This window comes from Microbacterium immunditiarum (assembly GCF_013409785.1).
Lineage (GTDB): Bacteria > Actinomycetota > Actinomycetes > Actinomycetales > Microbacteriaceae > Microbacterium > Microbacterium immunditiarum.
The window spans coordinates 3061317-3083643 of the sequence record NZ_JACCBV010000001.1; the positions used below are offsets into that span (position 1 = coordinate 3061317).

The 22327-nt window shown below is 70.7% G+C and carries 22 protein-coding genes; 3 read left to right on the plus strand and 19 right to left on the minus strand.

The window, feature by feature from the left end:
* Window positions 1-7 precede the first annotated feature (7 nt).
* The 9 genes from BJ991_RS14330 to BJ991_RS14370 all read right to left on the minus strand — a co-directional run bounded on the left by BJ991_RS14330 (window position 8) and on the right by BJ991_RS14370 (window position 7228).
* Window positions 8-871: an aldehyde dehydrogenase family protein gene (locus BJ991_RS14330; RefSeq protein WP_179491060.1), complete on the minus strand. Its 864-nt coding sequence runs from the start codon at window positions 869-871 to the stop codon at window positions 8-10.
* Window positions 868-2307, minus strand: coding sequence for an aldehyde dehydrogenase family protein (locus BJ991_RS14335; protein WP_179491062.1), 1440 nt, complete (start codon window positions 2305-2307; stop codon window positions 868-870). Before BJ991_RS14335 ends, BJ991_RS14330 begins: the two co-directional genes overlap by 4 nt.
* A 9-nt stretch (window positions 2308-2316) precedes the next feature.
* Entirely contained in the window at window positions 2317-3324 is a 1008-nt protein-coding gene (gene deoC / locus BJ991_RS14340; protein WP_179491064.1) for a deoxyribose-phosphate aldolase, read from the minus strand.
* A gap of 56 nt (window positions 3325-3380) precedes the next feature.
* On the minus strand, window positions 3381-3740 hold the full coding sequence (locus BJ991_RS14345; protein WP_179491066.1) for a hypothetical protein: 360 nt from the start codon (window positions 3738-3740) through the stop codon (window positions 3381-3383).
* A gap of 79 nt (window positions 3741-3819) precedes the next feature.
* Window positions 3820-4779, minus strand: a complete 960-nt coding sequence (locus tag BJ991_RS14350; RefSeq protein ID WP_179491068.1) for a bifunctional riboflavin kinase/FAD synthetase — start codon at window positions 4777-4779, stop codon at window positions 3820-3822.
* On the minus strand, window positions 4776-5243 hold the full coding sequence (locus tag BJ991_RS14355; protein WP_179491071.1) for a hypothetical protein: 468 nt from the start codon (window positions 5241-5243) through the stop codon (window positions 4776-4778). The genes BJ991_RS14350 and BJ991_RS14355 overlap by 4 nt, the downstream gene beginning before the upstream one ends.
* A gap of 49 nt (window positions 5244-5292) precedes the next feature.
* The gene (locus BJ991_RS14360; RefSeq protein WP_179491073.1) at window positions 5293-5661 is read right to left on the minus strand and encodes a hypothetical protein; all 369 of its coding nucleotides are present in this window, start codon (window positions 5659-5661) and stop codon (window positions 5293-5295) included.
* Window positions 5658-6545: a tRNA pseudouridine(55) synthase TruB gene (truB, locus tag BJ991_RS14365; protein ID WP_179491075.1), complete on the minus strand. Its 888-nt coding sequence runs from the start codon at window positions 6543-6545 to the stop codon at window positions 5658-5660. The genes BJ991_RS14360 and truB overlap by 4 nt, the downstream gene beginning before the upstream one ends.
* Complete coding sequence (locus tag BJ991_RS14370) at window positions 6545-7228, minus strand: nucleoside/nucleotide kinase family protein (RefSeq protein ID WP_179491076.1); 684 nt, start codon at window positions 7226-7228, stop codon at window positions 6545-6547. Before BJ991_RS14370 ends, truB begins: the two co-directional genes overlap by 1 nt.
* Before the next feature lie 41 nt (window positions 7229-7269).
* Here BJ991_RS14370 and BJ991_RS14375 point away from each other — a divergent pair, with 41 nt between their 5' ends.
* Window positions 7270-8139 (plus strand): A/G-specific adenine glycosylase, encoded by an 870-nt coding sequence (locus BJ991_RS14375; RefSeq protein ID WP_179491077.1) that lies wholly within the window; start codon window positions 7270-7272, stop codon window positions 8137-8139.
* A 6-nt stretch (window positions 8140-8145) separates the two neighbouring features.
* Here the strand turns inward: BJ991_RS14375 and BJ991_RS14380 are convergent, their stop codons facing one another.
* The 6 genes from BJ991_RS14380 to BJ991_RS14405 form a co-directional block, all read right to left on the minus strand.
* Complete coding sequence (locus BJ991_RS14380) at window positions 8146-8886, minus strand: hypothetical protein (RefSeq protein WP_179486430.1); 741 nt, start codon at window positions 8884-8886, stop codon at window positions 8146-8148.
* 114 nt (window positions 8887-9000) lie between these two features.
* A complete protein-coding gene (rbfA, locus tag BJ991_RS14385; RefSeq protein WP_179491078.1) occupies window positions 9001-9435 on the minus strand; it encodes a 30S ribosome-binding factor RbfA in 435 nt (144 codons plus the stop codon).
* A 133-nt stretch (window positions 9436-9568) separates the two neighbouring features.
* Window positions 9569-12325, minus strand: a complete 2757-nt coding sequence (gene infB / locus BJ991_RS14390) for a translation initiation factor IF-2 (protein ID WP_179491079.1) — start codon at window positions 12323-12325, stop codon at window positions 9569-9571.
* A 77-nt stretch (window positions 12326-12402) separates the two neighbouring features.
* Window positions 12403-12675 (minus strand): YlxR family protein, encoded by a 273-nt coding sequence (locus tag BJ991_RS14395; protein WP_179491080.1) that lies wholly within the window; start codon window positions 12673-12675, stop codon window positions 12403-12405.
* 44 nt (window positions 12676-12719) lie between these two features.
* Window positions 12720-13709 (minus strand): transcription termination factor NusA, encoded by a 990-nt coding sequence (gene nusA / locus BJ991_RS14400; protein ID WP_179491081.1) that lies wholly within the window; start codon window positions 13707-13709, stop codon window positions 12720-12722.
* Window positions 13710-13817: 108 nt separating this feature from the next.
* Window positions 13818-15656: an alpha/beta fold hydrolase gene (locus tag BJ991_RS14405; protein ID WP_246301108.1), complete on the minus strand. Its 1839-nt coding sequence runs from the start codon at window positions 15654-15656 to the stop codon at window positions 13818-13820.
* 76 nt (window positions 15657-15732) lie between these two features.
* On the opposite strand from BJ991_RS14405, the gene BJ991_RS14410 reads away from it, so the two are divergent.
* The gene (locus tag BJ991_RS14410; RefSeq protein WP_179491084.1) at window positions 15733-16539 is read left to right on the plus strand and encodes a DUF1206 domain-containing protein; all 807 of its coding nucleotides are present in this window, start codon (window positions 15733-15735) and stop codon (window positions 16537-16539) included.
* A 53-nt stretch (window positions 16540-16592) separates the two neighbouring features.
* On the opposite strand, the gene BJ991_RS14415 is transcribed toward BJ991_RS14410, so the two are convergent.
* Both BJ991_RS14415 and BJ991_RS14420 read right to left on the minus strand, forming a co-directional pair.
* Window positions 16593-17651: an LOG family protein gene (locus BJ991_RS14415; protein ID WP_179491085.1), complete on the minus strand. Its 1059-nt coding sequence runs from the start codon at window positions 17649-17651 to the stop codon at window positions 16593-16595.
* Between the two features lie 40 nt (window positions 17652-17691).
* Window positions 17692-19491 (minus strand): proline--tRNA ligase, encoded by a 1800-nt coding sequence (locus BJ991_RS14420; protein WP_179491087.1) that lies wholly within the window; start codon window positions 19489-19491, stop codon window positions 17692-17694.
* 61 nt (window positions 19492-19552) lie between these two features.
* On the opposite strand from BJ991_RS14420, the gene pcp reads away from it, so the two are divergent.
* Entirely contained in the window at window positions 19553-20188 is a 636-nt protein-coding gene (gene pcp / locus BJ991_RS14425; protein ID WP_179491089.1) for a pyroglutamyl-peptidase I, read from the plus strand.
* A gap of 72 nt (window positions 20189-20260) precedes the next feature.
* Here the strand turns inward: pcp and BJ991_RS14430 are convergent, their stop codons facing one another.
* Both BJ991_RS14430 and ispG read right to left on the minus strand, forming a co-directional pair.
* Complete coding sequence (locus tag BJ991_RS14430) at window positions 20261-21094, minus strand: SDR family oxidoreductase (protein ID WP_179491091.1); 834 nt, start codon at window positions 21092-21094, stop codon at window positions 20261-20263.
* A gap of 99 nt (window positions 21095-21193) precedes the next feature.
* Window positions 21194-22324: a flavodoxin-dependent (E)-4-hydroxy-3-methylbut-2-enyl-diphosphate synthase gene (gene ispG, locus BJ991_RS14435; RefSeq protein WP_179492840.1), complete on the minus strand. Its 1131-nt coding sequence runs from the start codon at window positions 22322-22324 to the stop codon at window positions 21194-21196.
* Window positions 22325-22327 lie beyond the last annotated feature (3 nt).

Consider the following 22327-nt stretch of genomic DNA (forward strand, 5'->3'; position numbering starts at 1 on the left):
GCAGCCCTCAGACGAGCGACTTGGGGTGCCAGACCGTCTTCGTCTCGGTGAACTGCGCGATGCGCGCGAGACTGGGGGCTGCGGCATCCGGTCCCTGCTCGGGCGATGTCACGCGCGTGAGCGTCTGCGCCGCCGCCATCTGCAGGTCGATCCAGTCGAGCGCGCCCGCGCCCGTGAGGTCGAGGCCGTGCACGTCGGGGTGCGACGCGAGCCACGGTGCGATCTCTGCCGGGGATCCAGTCAGCACGTTGACGACCCCACCCGGCACGTCCGAGGTCGCGAGCACCTCGCTCAGGCTGATCGCCGACAGCGGGTAGCGCTGCGACGCGACGACGACGACCGTGTTGCCGGCCACGAGTGCCGGCGCGACCGTCGAGACGAGTCCGAGGAGCGCGGAGTCCTGCGGGGCGACGATCCCCACGACTCCGGTCGGCTCGGGCACCGAGATGTTGAAGTACGGACCCGCGACGGGGTTGCCGTTGCCGGCGACCTGCGCGAACTTGTCGCACCAGCCGGCGTACCAGACCCACCGGTCGATCGACTCGTCGACCTCAGCCGTCGCGACCGCGTTCGAGACCCCGGTCTGCTGCACGATCTCGTCGACGAACTGTGCGCGACGCCCCTCGAGGAGCTCGGCCACGCGGTAGAGCACCTGCCCGCGGTTGTACGCGGTCGTGCCCGACCAGCCCTTGACGGCACCGTCGGCCGCCGACACGGCGTCACGCGCGTCCTTGCGCGAAGCAAGGGCCGCGTTCGCGAGGAAGTCGCCCTTCGCCGAGACGATCTCGTACGAGCGGCCGGACTCGCTGCGGGGGAACTTGCCGCCGACGAACAGCTTGTAGGTCTTCGGCACGGTCAGTCGCTTGCTCACGCTGCCCCCTTCAGGTACGCGGCGAGGCCGTGACGCCCGCCCTCTCGGCCGTAACCGGACTCCTTGTAGCCGCCGAACGGCGACGACGGATCGAACCGGTTGAAGGTGTTCGCCCACACGACGCCCGCGCGGAGCCTGTCCGCGACCGCGAGGATGCGCGAGCCCTTCTCGGTCCAGATGCCCGCCGAAAGCCCGTAGGGCGTGTTGTTCGCCTTCGCGATCGCCTCGTCGGGCGTGCGGAATGTCAGCACCGACAGCACCGGTCCGAAGATCTCGTCGCGCGCGATGCGGTGGCTCGTCTGCACGTTCGTGAAGATCGTCGGCGCGAACCAGAAGCCCTTGTCGGGAATCGCGCACTCCGCAGTCCACCGCTCGGCGCCCTCCTCGTCGCCGATGCGGCTCAGCTCGCGCACGCGGTTGAGCTGCTCGAGCGAGTTGATCGCGCCGATGTCGGTGTTCTTGTCGAGCGGGTCGCCCAGGCGCAGCGTCGACAGGCGCGCCTTGAGTCGCTCGACCACCTCGTCGTGGATCGACTCCTGCACGACAAGGCGGCTGCCGGCGCAGCACACCTGGCCCTGGTTGAAGAAGATCCCCGTGACGATGCCGTCGACCGCCTGTTCGATGGGCGCGTCCTCGAAGATGATGTTCGCGGCCTTGCCGCCGAGCTCGAGGGTCACCTTCTTATCGGTGCCGGCGACCGCCTTCGCGATCTCGCGGCCGACAGCCGTCGAGCCGGTGAACGCGACCTTGTCGACATCCGGATGCCGCACCACGGCCGCGCCCGTCGCACCCGCGCCCGTGACGATGTTCACGACGCCCGGCGGAAGGTCGGCCTGCTGCACGATCTCGGCGAACAGGAGCGCGGTGAGCGGAGTCGTCTCGGCGGGCTTCAGGACGACCGTGTTCCCCGCGGCGAGCGCCGGCGCGATCTTCCACGCGAGCATGAGCAGCGGGAAGTTCCACGGGATGACCTGACCCGCGACGCCGAGCGGTCGCGGGCCGGGCCCGAGTCCCGCGTAGTCGAGCTTGTCGGCCCACCCGGCGTAGTAGAAGAACCACGCGGCGACGAGCGGGATGTCGACGTCACGGCTCTCCTTGATCGGCTTGCCGTTGTCGAGGCTCTCGGCCACCGCCAGCTCGCGAGAGCGCTCCTGGATGAGGCGCGCGATGCGGAAGAGGTACTTGCCGCGGTCGCGGCCGCTCATCTTCGACCACGTCTTGTCGAACGCGCGGCGCGCGGCGACGACCGCGGCGTCGACGTCCTCTTCGCTGGCGGTCGCGATCGTTGCGAGGTGCGACTCGTCGGCCGGCGAGATCGTCTCGAACGTGCTGCCCGTGCCCGGGCGGAACTCGCCGTCGATGAACAGGCCGTACTCGGGCTTGAGCGAGAGGATCGCCCGCGACTCGGGAGCGGGTGCGTACTCGAGGAAACTCATTGTCTTGTCCTAGTCGATCGTCACGTAGTCGGAGCCCGTGTAGTGGCCCGTCGCGAGCTTCTTGCGCTGGCGCAGGACGTCGTTGAGCAGGCTCGACGCGCCGTAGCGGAACAGGTGCGGCTGCAGCCAGTCCTCCCCCGCGATCTCGGCGACGGTCACGAGGTACTTGATCGCGTCCTTGGAGGTGCGGATGCCGCCGGCGGGCTTCACCCCGATGCGCTCGCCCGTCGCGCGGTACCAGTCCCGCACGACCTCGAGCATGAGCAGCGTCGTCGGCAGCGTCGCGGCGGGCTGCACCTTGCCGGTCGACGTCTTGATGAAATCGCCGCCCGCGAGGATCGCGAGCCACGACGCGCGCTTGATGTTGTCGTACGTCTTGAGCTCGCCGGTCTCGAGGATCACCTTGAGGGACGCGTACGAGCCGTCGTCGCGGCGGCACGCCTGCTTGACGCGCGCGATCTGGTCGAAGACCAGCCCGTAACGCCCCGCGAGGAACGCGCCGCGGTCGATGACCATGTCGATCTCATCGGCGCCGTGCGCGATCGCGTCGGCCGTGTCGGCGAGCTTGACCTCGAGCGAGGCGCGTCCGCTGGGGAACGCCGTCGCGACGGCCGCGACGCTGATGCGGCCCTCGTCGGGGTCGCCGTGCGCGTCGCCGAGCGCCTCGACGGCGTACGGGACCATGTCGCCGTACACGCACACCGCCGCCACGCGCGGGCACGTCGGGTCGCCGGCATCCGGATTCATCGCCTTCGCGACGAGCGAGCGCACCTTGCCCGGCGTATCGGCGCCCTCGAGGGTCGTGAGGTCGATCAGCTCGATGATCTTGTCGAGCGCCCACGCCTTCGACGTGGTCTTGATCGATCGCGTTCCGAGGTCGGCGGCGCGCTGCTCGAGGCCGACCGCGTCGACGCCGGGCAGACCGTGCAGGTAACGCCGCAGTGTCGTGTCGTCGGGCTCGCCGCCGAGCAGTTCGAGCGCCCGTTCGGGAAGCGTCTGGAGTTCGGTACGGCTCATCGCTCTTCCTCTGTGTCTCGGTGGGGTGGCGCGGCCCCCGCCCCACCCGCTTCGGATCACGGCCCGCCGGTCTGCATCGCGGAGTGCCGCACCAGCACGGCCAGTCCGATCACCACCACGACGACGAAGGCGATCGTGAGCGCCCAGAACGCGAACCAGTTCTCGTCCAGCGCGAGCACAAGGCCCGCCGCCACGACCGCGATGATGGCCGCAGCCAGCTTCGATCCGAACTTCAACCCTACTCCGGGCGTGAGCCGTCCGGCCGGTGAGTCGCCGCGCGCGAGGATGACGTCGGCGAACGCGTCGAGGGTCGCCAGCAGCGACGCGGCATACGCGACGGCGCACCCCAACGCCCCCCAGAGATTCACGCTCGCGGGCGACGCTGCCACGGCGAGCACTGTGTCGAGAAGGTCCACGAGCCGATCGTAAGACACGCGACCCGGGAGTGCGGCCTACGCTTCGGGTGAAGCGCCCCGGACGGTCGCGCGGGGTCGCTCACGCCAATGACTCTCGAACGCGCCCCACGTCGTCGGCCATCTTCCGCACGAGCGCGTCCACGCCGTCGAACGCGATCATGCCGCGGATGCGCTCGACGAACTGCACCTCGACGCGGTGCCCGTAGAGGTCGAGATCGGTCTCGTCGAGCACGTGCGCCTCGACCTGCCGCACCGGGACGTCGTCGAACGTCGGATTCGTGCCGATGCTGATCGCGGCCGGGTAGCGGATGCCGCGGCGCATCCCGTCCGCGGATCCTTCGTCGATCAGCCAGCCCGCGTACACGCCATCGGCCGGCACGAACCCCTCGAGCTCTTGGCTGAGGTTCGCGGTCGGATAGCCGAGCGCGCGCCCGCGCTCGAGGCCGTGCACGACCTCACCCCATACGGCCGGCGGACGCCCGAGGAGCTTCGCCGCGGTCGCGACGTCGCCCTCGGCGAGCATCTCGCGGATCCACGTCGACGACACCCGGCGCCCTTCGTCGATCGCCCGCACGTCGTCGACGACGTCGACGGCGAAGCCGAGCTCTGCGCCCAGTTCGCGCAGGAAGGCCGGGTCGCCCGCTCCCCCGCGCCCGAAGCGGAAGTCCGCGCCGACGAGCACGGTACGCGCGCCGAGCGCGCTGACCAGGACATCCTCCACGAAGTCGCGCGCCGGCAGGTTCGCGAGGCTCTCGTCGAACGTCAGCATGAGCGTCGCGTCGACCCCCGTCTCGGCGAGCAGCTGCAGCTTCTGGTTCATGCCGATGAGGTCGGGCGGGCACTTGTCGGGTCGCAGGACGGCGAGGGGGTTGCGGTCGAACGTCACGGCGACGACCTTCGCCCCGCTCGTCGCGGCGTCGACCCGCGCGCGCTCGATGACGGCGCGGTGCCCCGCGTGCACGCCGTCGAACTTGCCGATCGCCACGACCGACGGACCGAACCCGTCGGGCACGTCCGCCGGATCTCGGAAGACGATCATGATGCCGCGGCCGCGGTCGCGGGTTCTGCGGGCACCGTCACGGCGGGACGGTGGGCGATGAGCCACCACAGGCCGAAGAACGGCAGCACGAGCGGCACGTACAGGTAGCCGAAGTAGCCGTGCGGGCCCAGACCGCCGAAGTACGACCACACGGACGGATGCCCGAAGATCTCGGGCAGCACGAAGCTCAGCGTGCCGACGACGAGCACTCCGACGAGCTCGAATCCGATGGCGATCCACGCGACGATGTACCAGGCCCGCGAGCGCGAGAAGATGAGCGCCAGCGTCGCGAGGATGTAGACGACCGCCGAGATCGCCGACAGCGTGTAGGCGAGCGGGGCCTCGTCGAACCGCTCGACGATCTGGACGAAGGAGCGACCGGTCGAGGCGAGCGCCATGATCGCGTAGACGATCACGAGAACGCGGCCGATTCCGGTCATGCGGGTGCGAGTGGGCGACGACATGACCTGTCAATCCTAAGACGGCTCACGGCCCCGGCCTCCCGCCGGGGCGTCACGCGACCTGGATCGTCCAGATCACCTGCATCCGCCACACCATCACCGCGACGGCGAGCGCCGCGACGCCCATGATCACCGTGCTCCACCGGCTGCGCTCGAGGAGCGCCCACGCGACGCCCGCGGGCGGCAGCAGGGCGGCCGAGACGAGATACACCCAGAACTCGAGAGGGCTGCCCGTGGGCGGGTTGCCCGCGAAAGGCGCGATGATCGCGATGACGACCTGCGCGATGAGCAGGAGCTCGAGCAGCGCGAGCGCGCCCACCGAGAGATCGCTCGGGCGGCGGCCGGCGAGACCGAGGACGATGCACAGAAGACCGGATGCGCCGGCGACGACGACCTGCACGATCGTGAACCACAGGATCAAGGGACGGCCTCCTCGGGCATGTTCATTGCGCTCTTGATGTCGTCTCCGCGCCGCTCGACGATCCCGACGAGGCGCCCGTCGGGATCGATCGCCGCGACGGGGCTCGACGCGAGCCGCGGCGCGGCCCCGACGAGGCGCTTGCCGTGACGCAGGTCGCGGGCTTCGTCTGCGGTGACGTCGAGGCGTCCGAGCACGGCGCATGCCGCGGATGCTGGACTGATCGAGTCGACCGCCGGGAGGTCGTCGAGAGTCGCTGCATCCGTCACCGCGAACGGGCCGATGCGCGTGCGTCGCAGCGCTGTCAGATGCCCGCCGACGCCGAGGGCCGCGCCCAGGTCCCGCGCCAGCGCTCGGATATAAGTGCCGCTCGAGCAGTCCACGACGACGTCGAGGTCGACGACCCCGTCGCCTCGCCGCTCCGCGAGCACATCGAACCGGCTCACCTCGACCTCGCGGGCCCGCAGCTCGACCTGCTCCCCCGCCCGGGCCAGGTCGTAGGCGCGCCGACCGCCGACCTTGATGGCCGACACGGTGCTGGGGACCTGCGAGATGCGGCCCGTGAGCGCCGCGACGCCGGACGCGATGTCGGAGGAGGCGATGGACGAGGCATCCGTCGTCGCCGTGATCTCGCCGTCGGCGTCGTCGCTGTCGGTCGCGACTCCGAGCCGGATCGTCGCCTCGTACGTCTTGTCGAGCCCCACGATGAACGTGAGCAGCCGTGTGGCGCCCTCGACGCCCAGGATGAGCAGGCCCGTCGCCATCGGGTCGAGTGTGCCGGCGTGGCCGATCTTGCGTGTGCCGAGTGCGCGGCGCGCGCGGGCGACGACGTCGTGGCTCGTGACTCCCCCGGGCTTGTCGACGAGCAGGATGCCCGCGTCGGCCATCAGCGCACGTCCTCGACGCGGCGCGGGTGCTCGAAGTCGGTGTTGTCGACGATGACGGATGCCGCGGCCCGCGGCTCCGCTTCGCGCAGGTAGATCTCCTGACCCTGCACGTACCGCGCGTTCGAGCGGGCGTTCGGGTCGGGGTTCGCACCATCGCGCTTCGCCATGCGCTCGTACGCGATCTCGTACGGCACGTCGAGCCACAGCGACCAGTCCCACACGTCGCGCAGATCCGGTCGGTGGAGGAAGATCCCGTCGACGATGAGCACGGCGTCACGCGGAGCCGTCACCCACTCCGACTCGACCGGTGCGTCGCGTGCGACATCGAACGCGGCGAGCTGGAACCCCGTCGTCGCCCCCGTCTGCGCTCCGTCGCGGAAGGGGTCGATGAGCACCCGGCGGAACGTCGCGTAGTCGTACGAATCGCGGTAGAAGCCTTCGGGGCTCATCCGGCCTCGCACGTAGCGTTCCAGGCGCGGGCGGTGGAACCCGTCGATCGACGCGCGGAACGCCGCCGTGCCGATGTCGCGGAAGACCTCTGCGAGCCCGTCGGCGAACGTCGACTTGCCTGCGCCGTCGATGCCGTCGACCGCGACGATGACGCGCCCACCCGGATACAGCCGGAGCACCTCGTCGCGAAGCTCGCGCCACAGCGTGGTGACGGGGGTGACGGGCAGCCGCATGACGCCAAGCCTACGAGGTGCGGCGAACTAGGCTGATCCGCATGCCCGGGGCAGTCATGGCGTGGTACCGCGAGAACGCGCGCGACCTCCCGTGGCGGCGACCCGAGTTCGCCGACCGTTACGGCGGCTGGGGCGTGCTCGTGAGCGAGTTCATGCTGCAGCAGACCCCGGTGACCCGCGTGATCCCGCACCTGGAGGCGTGGCTCGCGCGGTGGCCAACTCCGACTTCTCTGGCCGCGGATGCCCCGGCCGACGCCGTGCGCCAATGGGCGAACCTCGGCTATCCGCGACGGGCGCTGTGGCTGCACCGCGCAGCCCTTGAGATCCGCGACCGGCATGGCGGCGTCGTGCCGCGCGACGTCGATGCACTCCTGGCGCTGACCGGGATCGGCGACTACACGGCGCGCGCCGTCGCCGTGTTCGCGTACGGAGAGAGGCATCCGGTCGTCGACACGAACACGCGCCGCGTGATCGTGCGAGCCATCGACGGACGGAGTCAGCCGGACCCGCCGTCGCGTCGCGACCTCGACGCGATGGAGAGCCTGCTCCCCGCGGGCGACGCCGAGTCGGCCCTGTTCAACGCCGCGATGATGGAGCTGGGCGCCACCGTGTGCACGGCTCGCTCGCCGCTGTGCGATGCATGCCCGATCGCGCATATCTGCGCGTGGCGCCTGGCCGGACGGCCCGACACGGGCGATACGCGCCGCAAGCAGGCGCGCTACGAGGGCAGCGACCGCCAGGCGCGCGGAGCGGTCCTCAAGACGCTGCGCGCCGCCACGTCGCGCTCCGTGCCGATCGAGGCCGTCCTTCCCGACTGGCCGGACCCGCTGCAGCGCGATCGTGCGATCGACTCGCTCGTCGCGGACGGTCTGGCCGAGGCATCCGGCGGATTTCTCAGGCTACCGGCGTGAGGCCACTCAGCCGCAGTACTCCCACGGCGTCGGTTCGATCGCCGGGAGCACAGTGATCGCGCGAACCACGCCCTCGCGACCCTCAAAGACGATCGCGCCGTCGCCGTCGACGGCGCGGACCGCGAAGTCGACGCTCTTAGGCTCCTCATCGAGAGCGCCGGGGTACGCCGCATGCACGTCATCGAGAGTGGAGCCGAGGCCGATCGCTTCTGCGGTGCGGGGTGCGCCCGCGGGCGCCGGATCGACCGCCCAGGAATCGATAGCGATCAGGCCGATCGTGTCTGTCACGGTGCTTCCGTCAAACGCTGCGAGCACCCACGTGAACCAGGCGTCCCGCGTCGAGAGCATGTGCGTGCACCGCTCGGCATCGGGCTGCGTGCCGAGCGTGGCCGCCGCATCGGCGAAGGACCCGCCCAGGCTCAGGTCGCCGATGCCGTCGAAGCGGATGCCCGCGCCGGCGCCATCGGAAGGCTCGCTCGACGGGCTCGTAGCCTCTGAGGGCGTGTGCTCGGCGGCTGCGTCGGGAGTGGGTGGTGCCTCGGCCGCAGGTGGGGTCGAAGCGCAACCGGCGAGCGACGCCGCAAGAAGCAGGCTGACCCCGATGAAAATAGTGGCCGAACGATGGATCAGACCCGACACGCATGTACCTCTTTCTGCCCATTTCGGGGCGCAGCAGACACCAAAGGCGGCGACCCGGATCGCTCCCGCGGGTGCCTCGCCGTCGAGCGCACTCGACCTCAGGTCCACACCGAAGAACCGGCACGGTAACGCGTTCGGGCCTCGCTCGAAGCATATGAGTACCCGTGGCCGCTTTCGGCAACGGTTCGATGACGTTCCGCGGCAATCACGGCCGCCGGGAGATCACTCCTCCTCGGAGGCCTCGCGCGGCTTCACATACGGGTCGGCCTCACCGGCGTACGAAGCGGATGCCGCGATGCCCGCGACCGCCGCGTCGCGCTCGCGCGCCTCGCGCAGCAGGTCCTCGATGTGCCCGGCGTTCTCGGGCAGCGCGTCGGGGATGAACTCGAGGGTCGGGGTGAGGCGCACTCCGAGCTGGCGGCCGACCTCGCTGCGGAGCATGCCGGTCGCGGCCTTGAGCGCCTCGCCGGAGGCGATCCGCTCCTGCTCGTCGCCGAGCACCGTGTAGAACACCGACGCGTGCTGAAGGTCACCGGTCACGCGCACGTCGGTGATCGTGACGAAGCCGAGGCGCGGGTCGCGCAGACCCTTCTCGAGCCGCTGCGCGATCAGCACGCGGATGCGGTCGGCCAGTCGTGCCTGCCGTTCCGAAGCCATTTCCCACCTCTTGTCATCTACTTCCGTGCCGCGGTCCAGGAACCGCGGAGGTTCAGGATGTCCCGACCGAAGCATCGGGGTCTCGGGGGGCCCCGCTCTGCTGAGGGCGGGACATCCTGAACCGCAGCCCGGGTCAGCCCCGCGGCTTCTCCACCATCTCGGTCGTCTCGATCTCGTCGCCGACCTGGATGTCGTTGTACCGGCCGAGGCCGATACCGCACTCGTAGCCCTCGCGGACCTCGGTGACGTCATCCTTGAAGCGACGCAGCGACTCGATCGCCAGGCCGTCCGCGAGGACGACGCCGTCGCGGATGACGCGAGCCTTCGCGTTGCGTGTGATCGTGCCCGAACGGACGATGACACCGGCGATGTTGCCGAACTTCGAGGAGCGGAACACCTCGCGGATCTCGGCGACACCCGACTGCACCTCTTCGAACTCCGGCTTGAGCATGCCCTTGAGGGACTGCTCGACGTCGTCGATCGCGTTGTAGATGACCGAGTAGAACCGGATGTCGACGCCCTCGCGCGCAGCGCGCTCGCGGGCCTTCGCGTCGGGACGGACGTTGAAGCCGATCACGATCGCGTTGTCGATCGTCGCCAGGTTCACGTCGGACTCGGTGATCGCACCGACGCCGCGGTGGATGATCCGCAGCTGCACCGACTCGTCGACCTCGATCTTGAGGAGCGACTCCTCGAGAGCCTCGACGGCACCCGACACGTCGCCCTTGATGATGAGGTTGAGCGACTCGACCTTGCCCTCTTCGAGAGCGCGCGTGAAGTCCTCGAGCGAGATGCGCTTGCGGGCCTTGGCCAGCTGGGCGTTGCGCTCGGCGGCCTCGCGCTTCTCGGCGATCTGGCGGGCAGTACGGTCTTCGTCGGTCACGATGAACGTGTCGCCCGCGCGGGGCACCGAGTTCAGACCCTGCACCTGCACCGGACGCGACGGCGCGGCCTCGTCGACCGGCTCGCCGTTCTCGTCGATCATGGCGCGGACGCGGCCGTACGCCGTGCCCGCGACGATCGCGTCGCCGACGCGGAGCGTGCCGGACTGGATGAGGACGGTCGCGACGGAGCCGCGGCCCTTGTCGAGCTTCGCCTCGATCGCGACACCGCGCGCGGGCTTGTTCGGGTTCGCGCGCAGATCGAGACCGGCGTCGGCGGTGAGCAGCACCGCGTCCAGGAGGTCCTGGATGCCGATGTTCTCGCGGGCCGACACGTCGACGAACATGACTTCGCCGCCGTACTCCTCGGCGACCAGGCCGTACTCGGTGAGCTGCTGGCGCACCTTGGCCGGGTTGGCGTCGGGCTTGTCGATCTTGTTGACCGCGACCACGATCGGGACGTTCGCCGCCTGGGCGTGGTTCAGCGCCTCGACCGTCTGGGGCATGATGCCGTCGTCGGCCGCGACCACGAGGATCGCGATGTCGGTCACCTGCGCACCACGGGCACGCATGGCGGTGAACGCCTCGTGACCCGGGGTGTCGATGAAGGTGATCGCACGCTCGATGCTGTCGTGCTCGGTCCACACCTGGTATGCGCCGATGTGCTGGGTGATGCCGCCGGCCTCGCCCGCGACAACGTTCGTCTGACGGATCGCGTCGAGAAGACGCGTCTTGCCGTGGTCGACGTGGCCCATGACGGTGACGACGGGCGGACGGATCTCGAGATCCGCCTCGTCCTCGTTCTCGAGCTCCTCCTCGAGGTCGAGACCGAAGCCCTCGAGGAGCTCCTTGTCCTCGTCCTCGGGCGAGACCATCTGGATCTTGTAGCCCAGCTCGTCACCGAGGATCTCGAACGTCGCCTCGTCGAGCGACTCGGTCGCCGTGGCCATCTCGCCCAGGTTGAACAGGATGGTCACGAGCGTGCCCGGCTGGACGGTGTAGCCCCTCAGTGCCTCGAGCTTGTCGGCGAAGTCGGCGATGGACGCGCCCCGGCGCAGGCGGATGATCTCGCCGTTGCCCTTCTGGACGTTGACGCCGCCGACGACCGGCGCCGACCGCATCTCGAACTCTTGACGCTTCGCCCTGCGCGACTTGCGCTGCTTGGACTTGCCGCCGCCCTTTCCGAAGGCGCCTGCCGTGCCGCCACCCGGTCCGCGACCGCGACCGCCGCCGCCGCCGGGACGACCGGCGAAGCCGCCGCCGGCCGGTGCGCCGGGACGCTGGAATCCGCCGCCGCCACCGGGACGACCCGCGCCGCCGGGACGCTGCTGGAACGGAGCGCCGGAACGACCGCCGCCGCCACCGGGACGACCCGCGCCTCCCGGACGCGGAGCGCCGGGACGCGGAGCACCCGGGCGCGGAGCCTGGGGACGCGGGATGTTCCCGGGGGTCGGGCGCTGGCCCATGCCCTGCTGGGACGAGAACGGGTTGTTGCCCGGACGCGGGCCGGCGGGACGCTGGCCCATGCCCTGCTGGGACGAGAAGGGATTGTTGCCGGGGCGCGGAGCGCCGCCCGGACGCGGGGGCTGCGGGGTCGGCGCGGACGGCTTGGGAGCCGCCGACGTCGGAGCAGCGGATGCCGCGGGCTTCGCCGCCTCGGACTCGGCCGGGGCCGCGGGAGCGGCCGCGGGCGCCGCTTTGGGCGCGGCGGGCGCGGACTTGGGCGCGCTCGCGCCAGCCTTGGCGCCGGTCGATCGCGCGGCGGGTGCCGCGGGCGCGGCGGGTCGCACGGGACCTGGACGCCCGACCGGACGCGCCGAAGGCGCCGCCGGAGCCGCGGCCTCGGCGGGCTTCTTGGCAGCCCCGTCAGCCTCGAGGGCAGCGCGGAGCTTGCGAGCCACGGGGGGCTCGATGGTGGACGAGGGGCTCTTGACGAATTCGCCGAGCTCCTTCAGCTTCGCGAGGGCGACCTTGCTGTCGACGCCGAGCTCGGAAGCGATCTCGTGCACGCGTGGTTTTGCGTTTGCCACAGTTCTCCTGTCTGGGGCCTGCCCAGACAGGGCAGACCGTCAATTGCGGACGGGTCTCATTTCGAGCCGTTCACTTTGTGTCCATAGCCGTTCAGCCGTTTCTCGATGGTCTGCGTGTCAAGCGGGCCCGACACACGCAATGCTCGTACGAAGGCGCGGCGCCGGATGGCGGTTTCCACGCACTCACGCGTCTCATGCACCCACGCACCCCGCCCGGGCATCGACGCGCGCTCATCGGGAAGAAGGACGGAGTCGACCGCCACCACCCTCAGGAGAGTGGATCGGGGGGCACGTGCGCGGCAGCCGACACACGTTCGTACAGGTTCCATTCTACACGCCGGAGCCGCGGGCCTGCCGTCGCAGCCGGCCGCGATCAGGCCTCCTCGAGGATCGAGTCCGGCTGGATGTCGATCTTCGCGCCGGTCAGCTTGGCGGCCAGACGCGCGTTCTGGCCCTCCTTGCCGATCGCGAGCGACAGCTGGTAGTCGGGCACGAGGGCGCGCACCGCCTTCGACGACGCGTCGAGCACGAACGCCGACGTCACCTTCGCCGGCGACAGCGCGTTCGCGACGAACTTCGCCAGCTCCGGGTCGTAGTCGACGATGTCGATCTTCTCGCCGCCGAGCTCTTCGGTGACGGCACGGACGCGGCGGCCGAGCTCGCCGATGCACGCGCCCTTGGCGTTGATCGTCGGGTCGTTCGCCTTCACCGCGATCTTCGAGCGGTGCCCGGCCTCACGCGCGAGCGAGACGATCTCGACGAGCCCGTTCGCGATCTCGGGCACCTCGAGCGCGAACAGCTTGCGCACGAGGCCCGGGTGCGTGCGCGACACGGTGATCGCCGGGCCCTTGGGGCCTTTCGCGACGCTCGTCACGTACACGCGCAGGCGCGAGCCGTGCGCGTACTCCTCGCCCGGCACCTGCTCCTCGGGCGGGAGGATCGCCTCCACGGATCCGAGGTCGACGTGGACCATGCGCGGGTTCGGGCCCTGCTGGACGATGCCGGCGACGATGTCGCCCTCCTTGCCGCGGAACTCGCCGAGCACCGCGTCGTCGGCGATGTCGCGCAGGCGCTGGCTGATGACCTGCTTCGCGGCGAACGCGGCGATGCGGCCGAAGTCGTCGGGGGTCGTCTCCTCCTCGCCGATCACGGCTCCCTCGTCGTCGAGGACGGGGACGAAGATCGCGACGTGGCCCGTCTTGCGGTCGAGCTCGGCACGTGCGCCGGGAGGGATCTCGCCCGTGGTCGAGGTGTGCTTGGCATAGGCGGTCAGGATCGCCTGCTCGATGATCCGGACGAGTTCGTCGAAGGGGATCTCCTTCTCGCGCTCGATCGTCCTCAGCAGTGCCAGATCGATGTCCACGGTTGACCTCCCATATTCAGCTCTCACCGGGCCATCACGCGCTCCGGCATCCCCACAACGTTACCGGATGCCGCGCCGCGCGTTCCTGAGAGCCCACCGCGCGCGGCCTCAGCCCAGGCACCTGCTCACGGATCCGGCCTGCGCGCCGAATCGGTCGTCCGTCCAGCGCAGGAGCATGGGAAGGAAGGTCGACCTCGGCTGCAGCACACTGAGGTGGTCGTGCCCGTGGAAGACGGCCCACCGCACCTGGTCGCCCTGCGCGCACAGGCGATTCACGAGCCGTTGCTGCAGCAGCGGCGGGATCACCTCGTCATCGGAGCCCCACACGATGAGCACCGGCTGCTCGAACGGGCCGCTCACGGCGTTCTGCTCGAGCCGCCGGCCGAGGACGCCGGCGGAGAGATCGCCGATGTAGAGCGGGCGGTCCTCCGACACGCCCATCGCCGTGAGGACCGACACGATCACACCCGGCTCGGTCGGGCAGCGCTGCGTCATCTCGCGGACGATCGTGCGAGCGCCCGGAACGACGTACTCGCGCAGGTCGACATCCGGGTAGGTGTCGGCGTACGGCACGAGCACCCACGAGGTGAGGACGGCCAGGTTCGGGCTCGCGTCGCCGCGGAGCAGCTCGCGCGCGAGCGCGTGCGGGTCGCCGACCGGTGCGAGGGCCGCGGTGCCGCGGATGCGCAGCTCCGGCGTGTACTCGGCGGCGACCTGCGCCGTCCACAGCGCGGCGTGCCCGCCCTGCGAGTGGCCCCACACGACAATGCGGTCGTCGAGCCATGCGCCTTCGACGTCATCCGCCGCGAGCACGGCGTCGAGCGCGGACTGCGCCTCCCCCTTCCCGATGAGGTACGGGAAGACCCCGGGAGCACCCTGGCCCGTGTAGTCCGGTGCGACGACCGCCCACCCGCGCTCGATCACGTCGTCGAGCGCCGGAATCGCCCAGCGCGTCGCCGCGTTGTCGCGCAGGCTCGGCGCGCAGCCGCGCGCGACGCCGGTCGTGCCGTGGTTCCACAGCACGACGGGTCGCGGCGCAAGGGAACGGCCTTCCGGCAGGATCACGAGCGCGCTCGCGACGGCACGGATGCCGCGCACATCCGTCGTCGTGTACAGGATGCGCTTCGCGATCGCACCCTCGGGCACCTGCCCGAGGTAGTCGCCCTCGCGGATGAGCTCGCCGTGCTGGCGCGGCACGTCCTCGGGCGGATCGTAGAACGCGTCGATGACGGGCGCGCCGCCTTCGAGCCAGTCGTTGAGCCACCAGCCGACCGAGACCGTCCCGACGAGCACCGCCGCGAGCGCGTAGCGCCCGGCCGCCATCCAGATCTGCCGCCTGCGGCCCGGTGTTCCCGGCGGATCGGGCCGCGTGGGCTCGCGACCGCGCCCGAGCATGCCGCGAGCGCCCCGGACGGCGAGCCCGAAGCCGTAGATGACGGTGCGCACACCGAAGACGACCGCCACGACGAGGACCGTCACGTCGGGCCACGCGAACGCGAGCACGCCGAACGCGATCTGCGCGGCGCCCCATACGGCCGAGAGCACGCGCCGGCTCACGAGGCCCCGCGCGAGCGCTTCGCCGATGGACGCCAGCCCGCCTATGACGAGGACGATCGCGAGGAGGCCAGGCAGCAGGTCGAGGCTGCGCCCGACCCACACGATCGCGGCGAGGCCGAGGAGGATCTCGGCGATCGCGATCACGCGCGTCCACCACGACGAGGTGCCGCGCCGCGAGACGAGCTCGATCACGCCCGAGGCGATGATGCTCGCCCCGACGTACAGCGACAGCAGGAGGATCGAGGTGAGCGGGCGCGTGACGATCAGCACGCCCAGCGCGATGAGCACGAACCCGACGACCACGAGCACGCGTGGCGGCGCCTGCGCGAGCAGGCGCGGCATCACGCTCCAGCGGAACGGCCGGCGGGTGGTTCGCCGTCCTGCGGTCATCTGCCCCATCGTAGGCGCGCATATCAGGAAACGCTGGGGGCGGCATCCGGGTGCTCCGCTCCCCTATGCTGACCGCATGTCAGCGCCGACAGTGAAGCGCGCGGCGCGCGACGCACAGGACAACACGGTCTTCCGCCGCATCGCGCGCGCGGGGTACGCCGCCAACGGCGTCGTGCACATCCTGGTCGGCGTCGTGTTCGTCGTCGTCGCGTTCGGCGGCGACGGCGAGTCCGATCAGGCGGGCGCGTTCAAGGCCGTCGGCGCGGCTCCGCTGGGGTTCGTCGGGCTGTGGCTCATCGCGATCACACTGTGGGCGCTCGGCGCCTACCACGCCCTCGAGGGCATCCTCGCGTGGGGCGGAGACGCCGCCCGAAAGTGGGGTCGCCGCGTGGCGCAGTGGGGTCAGGCGGTCGCGTTCATCGCGGTCGGCGTCCTCGCCGCTGCCGTCGCGATCGGCGCGCGCCCCGACCCGGACGAGGCCGCCGAGGACGCGAGCCGCGGTGTCCTCGCGATCCCCGGCGGGCCGTTCATCCTCGGCGCCATCGGCGTCGGCATCGGCATCGCGGGCATCGCCTTCGTCGTGATGGGCGTGCGCCGCAGCTTCCGCAACCGCATGACGATTCCCGACAGCGCCCTCGGCGCCTCGGTCACGGCGCTCGGCGTCGCCGGGTTCGTGGCGAAGGGCATCGCCCTGCTGATCGTCGCGGTGCTGCTGATCGTCGCGGCGGTGCGGGTCGACCCCGAGGGGGCGGGCGGCCTCGATGCCGCGGTCGACGCGCTCATCGCGATGCGGTACGGCCCGCCCCTGGTCGCCTCGGTCGGGGTCGGGCTCATCGCGTACGGGATCTTCTGCCTGTTCCGCGCGCCCTACGCCGACCTCTGACGGGCGGGCGCGTCAGCGACGGGTCAGCCCGCCAACGGCATCCGCGATGCCGGTCAGGCGGCGTGGGCGGCGCCACGCGGAGCGCTCGCGAGGCGGTTGACCGCGCGGATGAGCTCGAAGAGGCTCCCCACCCTCACCGGGTTGTACTCCATGACGATGCGAGCGGATTCCAGGCGATCGCCGTCCGAGACCTCGGCGGGCAACGGCTCGGAGCGCTCGATGCCGCCGCCGACCAGCAGGTGCGCGAAGCGCGCGCTCAGGTCCGCGAGCTCGGCATCCGTCGGCCGGGCACGCAGCCGCATGACCAGGCGCCCGCCCACCCAGCGCAGTGACTCGTAGTTGCGCCAGAACTCGGTGATCTCGGCCGCCGCGGCTTCGACCGAGTCGGTGACCAGCACGCGGTCGAGGTCGTCGCGGGCGATGACACCGGACGGGATGAGCTCTTCAGCGGCGAAGCGCATCAGCCCTGCCCAGAACGTACCGCCTGCGCGATCGAGCAGCACGATCGGCGCCGGCTCCGCCTTGCCGGTCTGCTGCAGGGTGAGCAGCTCGAACACCTCGTCGAGCGTCCCGAAGCCGCCCGGGACGCACACGAAGCCGTGGGACTCCTTGACGAGCATCAGCTTGCGCGTGAAGAAGTACTTCATCGCGACGACCCTCTCGGCGTCGGCGATGACCTCGTTGGGCTTCTCCTCGAACGGAAGCCGGATCGAGACGCCGATCGACTGCGCCGGACCGGCCCCCTCGGCGGCAGCCTGCATGATCCCGGGACCTGCCCCCGTGACGACCATCCAGCCGCGATCCGACAGCGCTCGCGCGACGTCCGCCGCAGCGCGGTACAGGGCGTGGTCGGGTCGCGTGCGCGCCGAGCCGAAGATGGTGACCTTCGGCACGCCGCGGTAGGGCGCGAAGAGGCGGAACGCCTCGCGCATCTCGGAGAGCGCCGCAGCCGTGATCTTCAGGTCCAGCCGCGATGTGTCGTCGAGCCCGAGTCCGACGCCCGTCGCGAGGATGCGCTCGACGAGATCGCGGTTCTCCGCGATGCCTGCGTCGGCGATGAGAGCGTGCACGTCCGCGGTGACCGCTTGAGGATTGGTGGAACTGTCCGGCATGACACCAGCGTGTCACGGGGCTCGGGCGGGTGGGGGCGGTTCAGCGCCGGGTGAGCTTGACGACGGCATCCGCCACCGGGACGACCTCGCGCTCCCCGGTCCGGCGATTCCACAGCTCGACCTGGCCGTCGGCCGCGGCGCGGCCGGCGATCACGATGCGCGGCACGCCGATGAGCTCTGCGTCGCCGAACTTCACGCCGGGCGACACCTTGACGCGGTCGTCGTAGAGCACGTCGAGACCGGATGCCTCGAGCTCGCCCGACAGGCGCTCGGCGAGCGCGTACGCGGCCTCGTCCTTGCCCGTGGCGACCACGTGCACGTCGAACGGCGCGATCGACTCCGGCCAGATCAGCCCCTTCTCGTCGTTGTTGAGCTCGGCGATGATCGCGAGGATGCGCGTGACGCCGATGCCGTACGAGCCCATCGTGACCGTGACGAGCTTGCCGTTCTCGTCGAGGACCTGGAGGCCGAGCGCGTCGGCGTACTTGCGTCCGAGCTGGAACACGTGGCCGATCTCCATCCCGCGCGCCAGGTGCACCGGGCCCGAGCCGTCGGGCGCGGGGTCGCCCTCGCGCACGGTCGCGACCTCGAGGTAGCCGTCCGCGGTGAAGTCGCGGCCGGCGACGAGCGAGTGCACGTGCTTCTCGTCGATGTTGGCGCCCGTCACCCAGGACGTGCCGTCGACCACGCGCGGATCGAGAAGATAGCGGATGCCGGTGGCCGACTCCTCGCCGAGCACGGCCCCCGTCTCGGACCACGGCCCGATGTAGCCCTTCACGAGGAACGGGTTGTTCTCGAAGTCCGCCTCGGTGGCGGCCTCGACCTCGGCCGGCGCGAAGGCAACCTCGACGCGCTTGTCGTCGACATCGCGGTCGCCGGGGATGCCGACGATGACGAGCTCGCGCGTGCCGTCGAGGTGCTTCACGGCGAGCACGACGTTCTTGAGCGTGTGAGCGGCGGTCCACTCGGTCGCGCCGTCGGTCGCCGGGCCGGCGATGCCCGGCGCGGGAGCCCGGAGGTTCGCGTTGCAGTGCGCGACGAGCGTCTCGATCGTGGGGGTGTTCGGCGAGTCGAAGATCACCGGCTGCGGTAGCCCGTCAAACGGGATCGGCTCGGGCGCGAGCGTCGTGAACGCCTCGACGTTCGCGGCGTAGCCGCCCTTCGAGCGGACGAAGGTGTCCTCGCCGATCGCAGTCGGGTGGAGGAACTCCTCGGACCGTGAGCCGCCCATGGCGCCCGCATCCGCCTGGACGATCACGTACTCGAGCCCGAGGCGGCTGAAGATCCGCTCGTAGGCCGCGCGCTGGGCCATGTAGGACGCGTCGAGCCCCTCGTCGGTGTAGTCGAACGAGTAGGCGTCCTTCATCGTGAACTCGCGGCCGCGCAGCAGCCCCGCGCGCGGGCGCGTCTCGTCGCGGTACTTGTCCTGGATCTGGTAAATCGTCAGCGGCAGGTCCTTGTACGACGAGTACAGGTCCTTCACGAGCAGCGTGAAGACCTCTTCGTGCGTCGGTGCGAGAAGGTAGTCGGCGTCCTTGCGATCCTTCAGCCGAAAGATGGCGTCGCCGTACTCCTCCCATCGGCCCGTCGCCTCATACGGCTCGCGGGGCAGCAGCGCCGGGAAGTGCACCTCGTACGCGCCCGCGGCCGTCATCTCCTCGCGGATGATCTGCTCGATGCGAGCCTTGACCCGCAGGCCCAGCGGCAGCCACGCGAAGATGCCGGGCCCCTGGCGGCGGATGTAGCCGGCGCGCACGAGCAGACGGTGGCTCGTGACCTCGGCGTCGGCGGGGTCTTCACGGAGCGTGCGGAGGAAGAAATGCGAAAGGCGGGTGACCACGAGGGTCAAGTCTAGGGTGGTCGGATGCCGCGCTCCGGCGGCGCATCCGTACGCTGGAGCCGTGACGACCGTGCTGCTGACCGGGTTCGAGCCGTTCGACGGCGACCCCGCGAACCCCTCCGGCGAGGCCGTGCACCTCGTCGCGGACCGCTGGAGTCGGCCGGAGGAGCTTGTGACGTCGACGCTTCCGGTGACCTTCGCCGGCGCGCCGGCGCGGCTGCGCGAGCTCATCGCCGAGCACCGGCCTGACGTCGTGATCGCGAGCGGACTCGCGGGCGGTCGTGCGGCGATCGGCGTCGAGCGTGTGGCCGTCAACCTCATCGACGCGCGCATCCCCGACAACGACGGAGTCCAGCCGGTCGACGAGCCGAGCATCGAGGGCGCGCCCGCGGCGCGGTTCGCGACGCTTCCCGTGAAGGCGATCGCGGCGCGCATCGCCGAGGCGGGCATCCCGGCGGAGGTCTCGTACTCGGCGGGGACGTTCGTGTGCAATCACGTGTTCTTCACGGCGCTCGAGGCCGCGGCATCCGTGACGCGTGTCGGATTCGTGCATGTGCCGTGGTCCGCCGAGCAGGCACCGACGGCGGATGCCCCGGCCCTCGCCCTCGTCGACATCGCGCGGGCCCTCGAGCTCGCGGTGCGCACGAGCATCGAGGTCGCGAGCGACGCGCGGGTGCCGGCCGGCACGATCCACTGACCCCCGAGGATCAGCGGCGGCCGAGACCGACGCCGCGCACGACGCCGCCGGGCAGCACGGACGCGCGGGGCGTCAGCCCTGCGGCAGGCTGATGAAGCCGGAGCGCACCCCGGCGACGGTGCCGCCGTCGACGAGCAGGTCCGTGCCGGTGATGAACGACGCCTCCGGGCTCAGCAGGAACGCGGTCGCGTTGGCGATGTCGTTGGGGGTGCCCAGGCGCGCCGTACCCGAGCCCTCCACCATCGCCCGCATGCTCGCGCCCGATTCGCCCGCCAGCTCCTGCTGCCCCATCGGCGTGGAGATGACCCCGGGGCTGATGCTGTTGATGCGGGCACCGCGCTGGCCCCATGCCTTGCTGGCCGCCTGCACGCGCACCTGGTTGGCGCGTTTGGCGATGCTGTAGGCCACGCCGGGGTTCGGCACCGCGCCCTCCTGCAGGAACGGGAGCGACAGCAGCTGGTCGGTCGGCGTGAGCGCGAGTGCGCCCTCCATCTCGGCGGGATACCTCCCGATGCCGAAGGATCCGGCCATGCTGGCGATCACGACGCCTGCGCCGCCCGGAGCGATGACCTTTGCGAACTCGTCGAGGCTGATCGCGACGCCGAGCAGGTCGACGCTGAGGATCGCGGCGGTGGGCGCCTGCGTCGGAGAGAGCCCGGCGGTGTGCGCGACGGCGGTGACCGGCCCCAGGCTCACGGCGAAAGACGCGAGCGCCGCGACGGCCGCCGCGTCCGAGACATCCGTCACCCGCGTGTGCACGTCGAAGCCGTCGCCGCCAAGCGACGCGGCGACCCGCTCCAGGGTCTCCTCGTTGAAGTCCGCGAGCACCACCGTCTGACCGGAGCCGCTCCGCCGCGCGATCGCCTCTCCCATGCCGCCGACGCCGACGACTACCAGAACCGACATGATTCCCCCTTCGGTGCGGCGTGGGCACGCCACGCATCCACGACCGAGTCTGCCACTGCCCGGAGGTCGGCCGACAGCGTGAAGGCCGGGAGAATTCCGTCAGGCGGTGACGACCTGCGCGGTGCCGACCGGCGCATCCGCCCCCATCTCGGCGGCGATGCGGTTCGCCTCCTCGATGAGGGTCGCGACGATCTCCGCCTCGGGCACTGTCTTGATGACCTGCCCCTTCACGAAGATCTGACCCTTGCCGTTGCCGGATGCCACGCCGAGGTCGGCCTCGCGCGCCTCGCCGGGTCCGTTCACGACGCAGCCCATGACCGCGACGCGAAGGGGAACGGTCATGTCCTTGAGGCCCTCGGTCACCGAGTCGGCGAGCGTGTAGACGTCCACCTGCGCCCGGCCGCACGACGGGCACGACACGATCTCGAGCTTGCGCTCGCGCAGATTGAGCGACTGGAGGATCTGGTGGCCGACTTTGACCTCTTCGGCAGGCGGGGCCGACAGCGAGACGCGGATCGTGTCGCCGATGCCCTCCGCCAGGAGGATGCCGAACGCGGTCGCGGACTTGATCGTGCCCTGGAACGCGGGCCCCGCCTCGGTCACGCCGAGGTGCAGCGGCCAGTCGCCGCGCTCGGCGAGCATCCGGTACGCCTTGACCATCACAACGGGGTCGTTGTGCTTGACCGAGATCTTGAAGTCGTGGAAGTCGTGCTCCTCGAACAGCGACGCCTCCCATACGGCGCTCTCGACGAGCGCCTCGGGGGTCGCCTTGCCGTACTTCTCGAGCAGGCGCTTGTCGAGCGATCCGGCGTTGACGCCGATGCGCAGCGAGACGCCCGCGGCCTGCGCGGCCTTCGCGATCTCGCCGACCTTGTCGTCGAACTGACGGATGTTGCCGGGGTTGACGCGCACCGCGGCGCATCCGGCGTCGATCGCCTGGAAGACGTACTTGGGCTGGAAGTGGATGTCGGCGATCACCGGGATCTGGCTCTTCGCCGCGATGATGTGAAGGACGTCGGCGTCGTCCTGCGACGGGACGGCGACGCGCACGATCTCGCAGCCGGAGGCGGTCAGCTCGGCGATCTGCTGCAGCGTCGCGTTGATGTTCGTCGTCGGCGTCGTCGTCATCGACTGGACGCTGACCGGAGCGTCGCCGCCCACGAGCACCTTGCCGACCTTGATCTGGCGGCTCTTGCGTCGGGGAGCGAGGACTTCCGGCACACGAGGCATCCC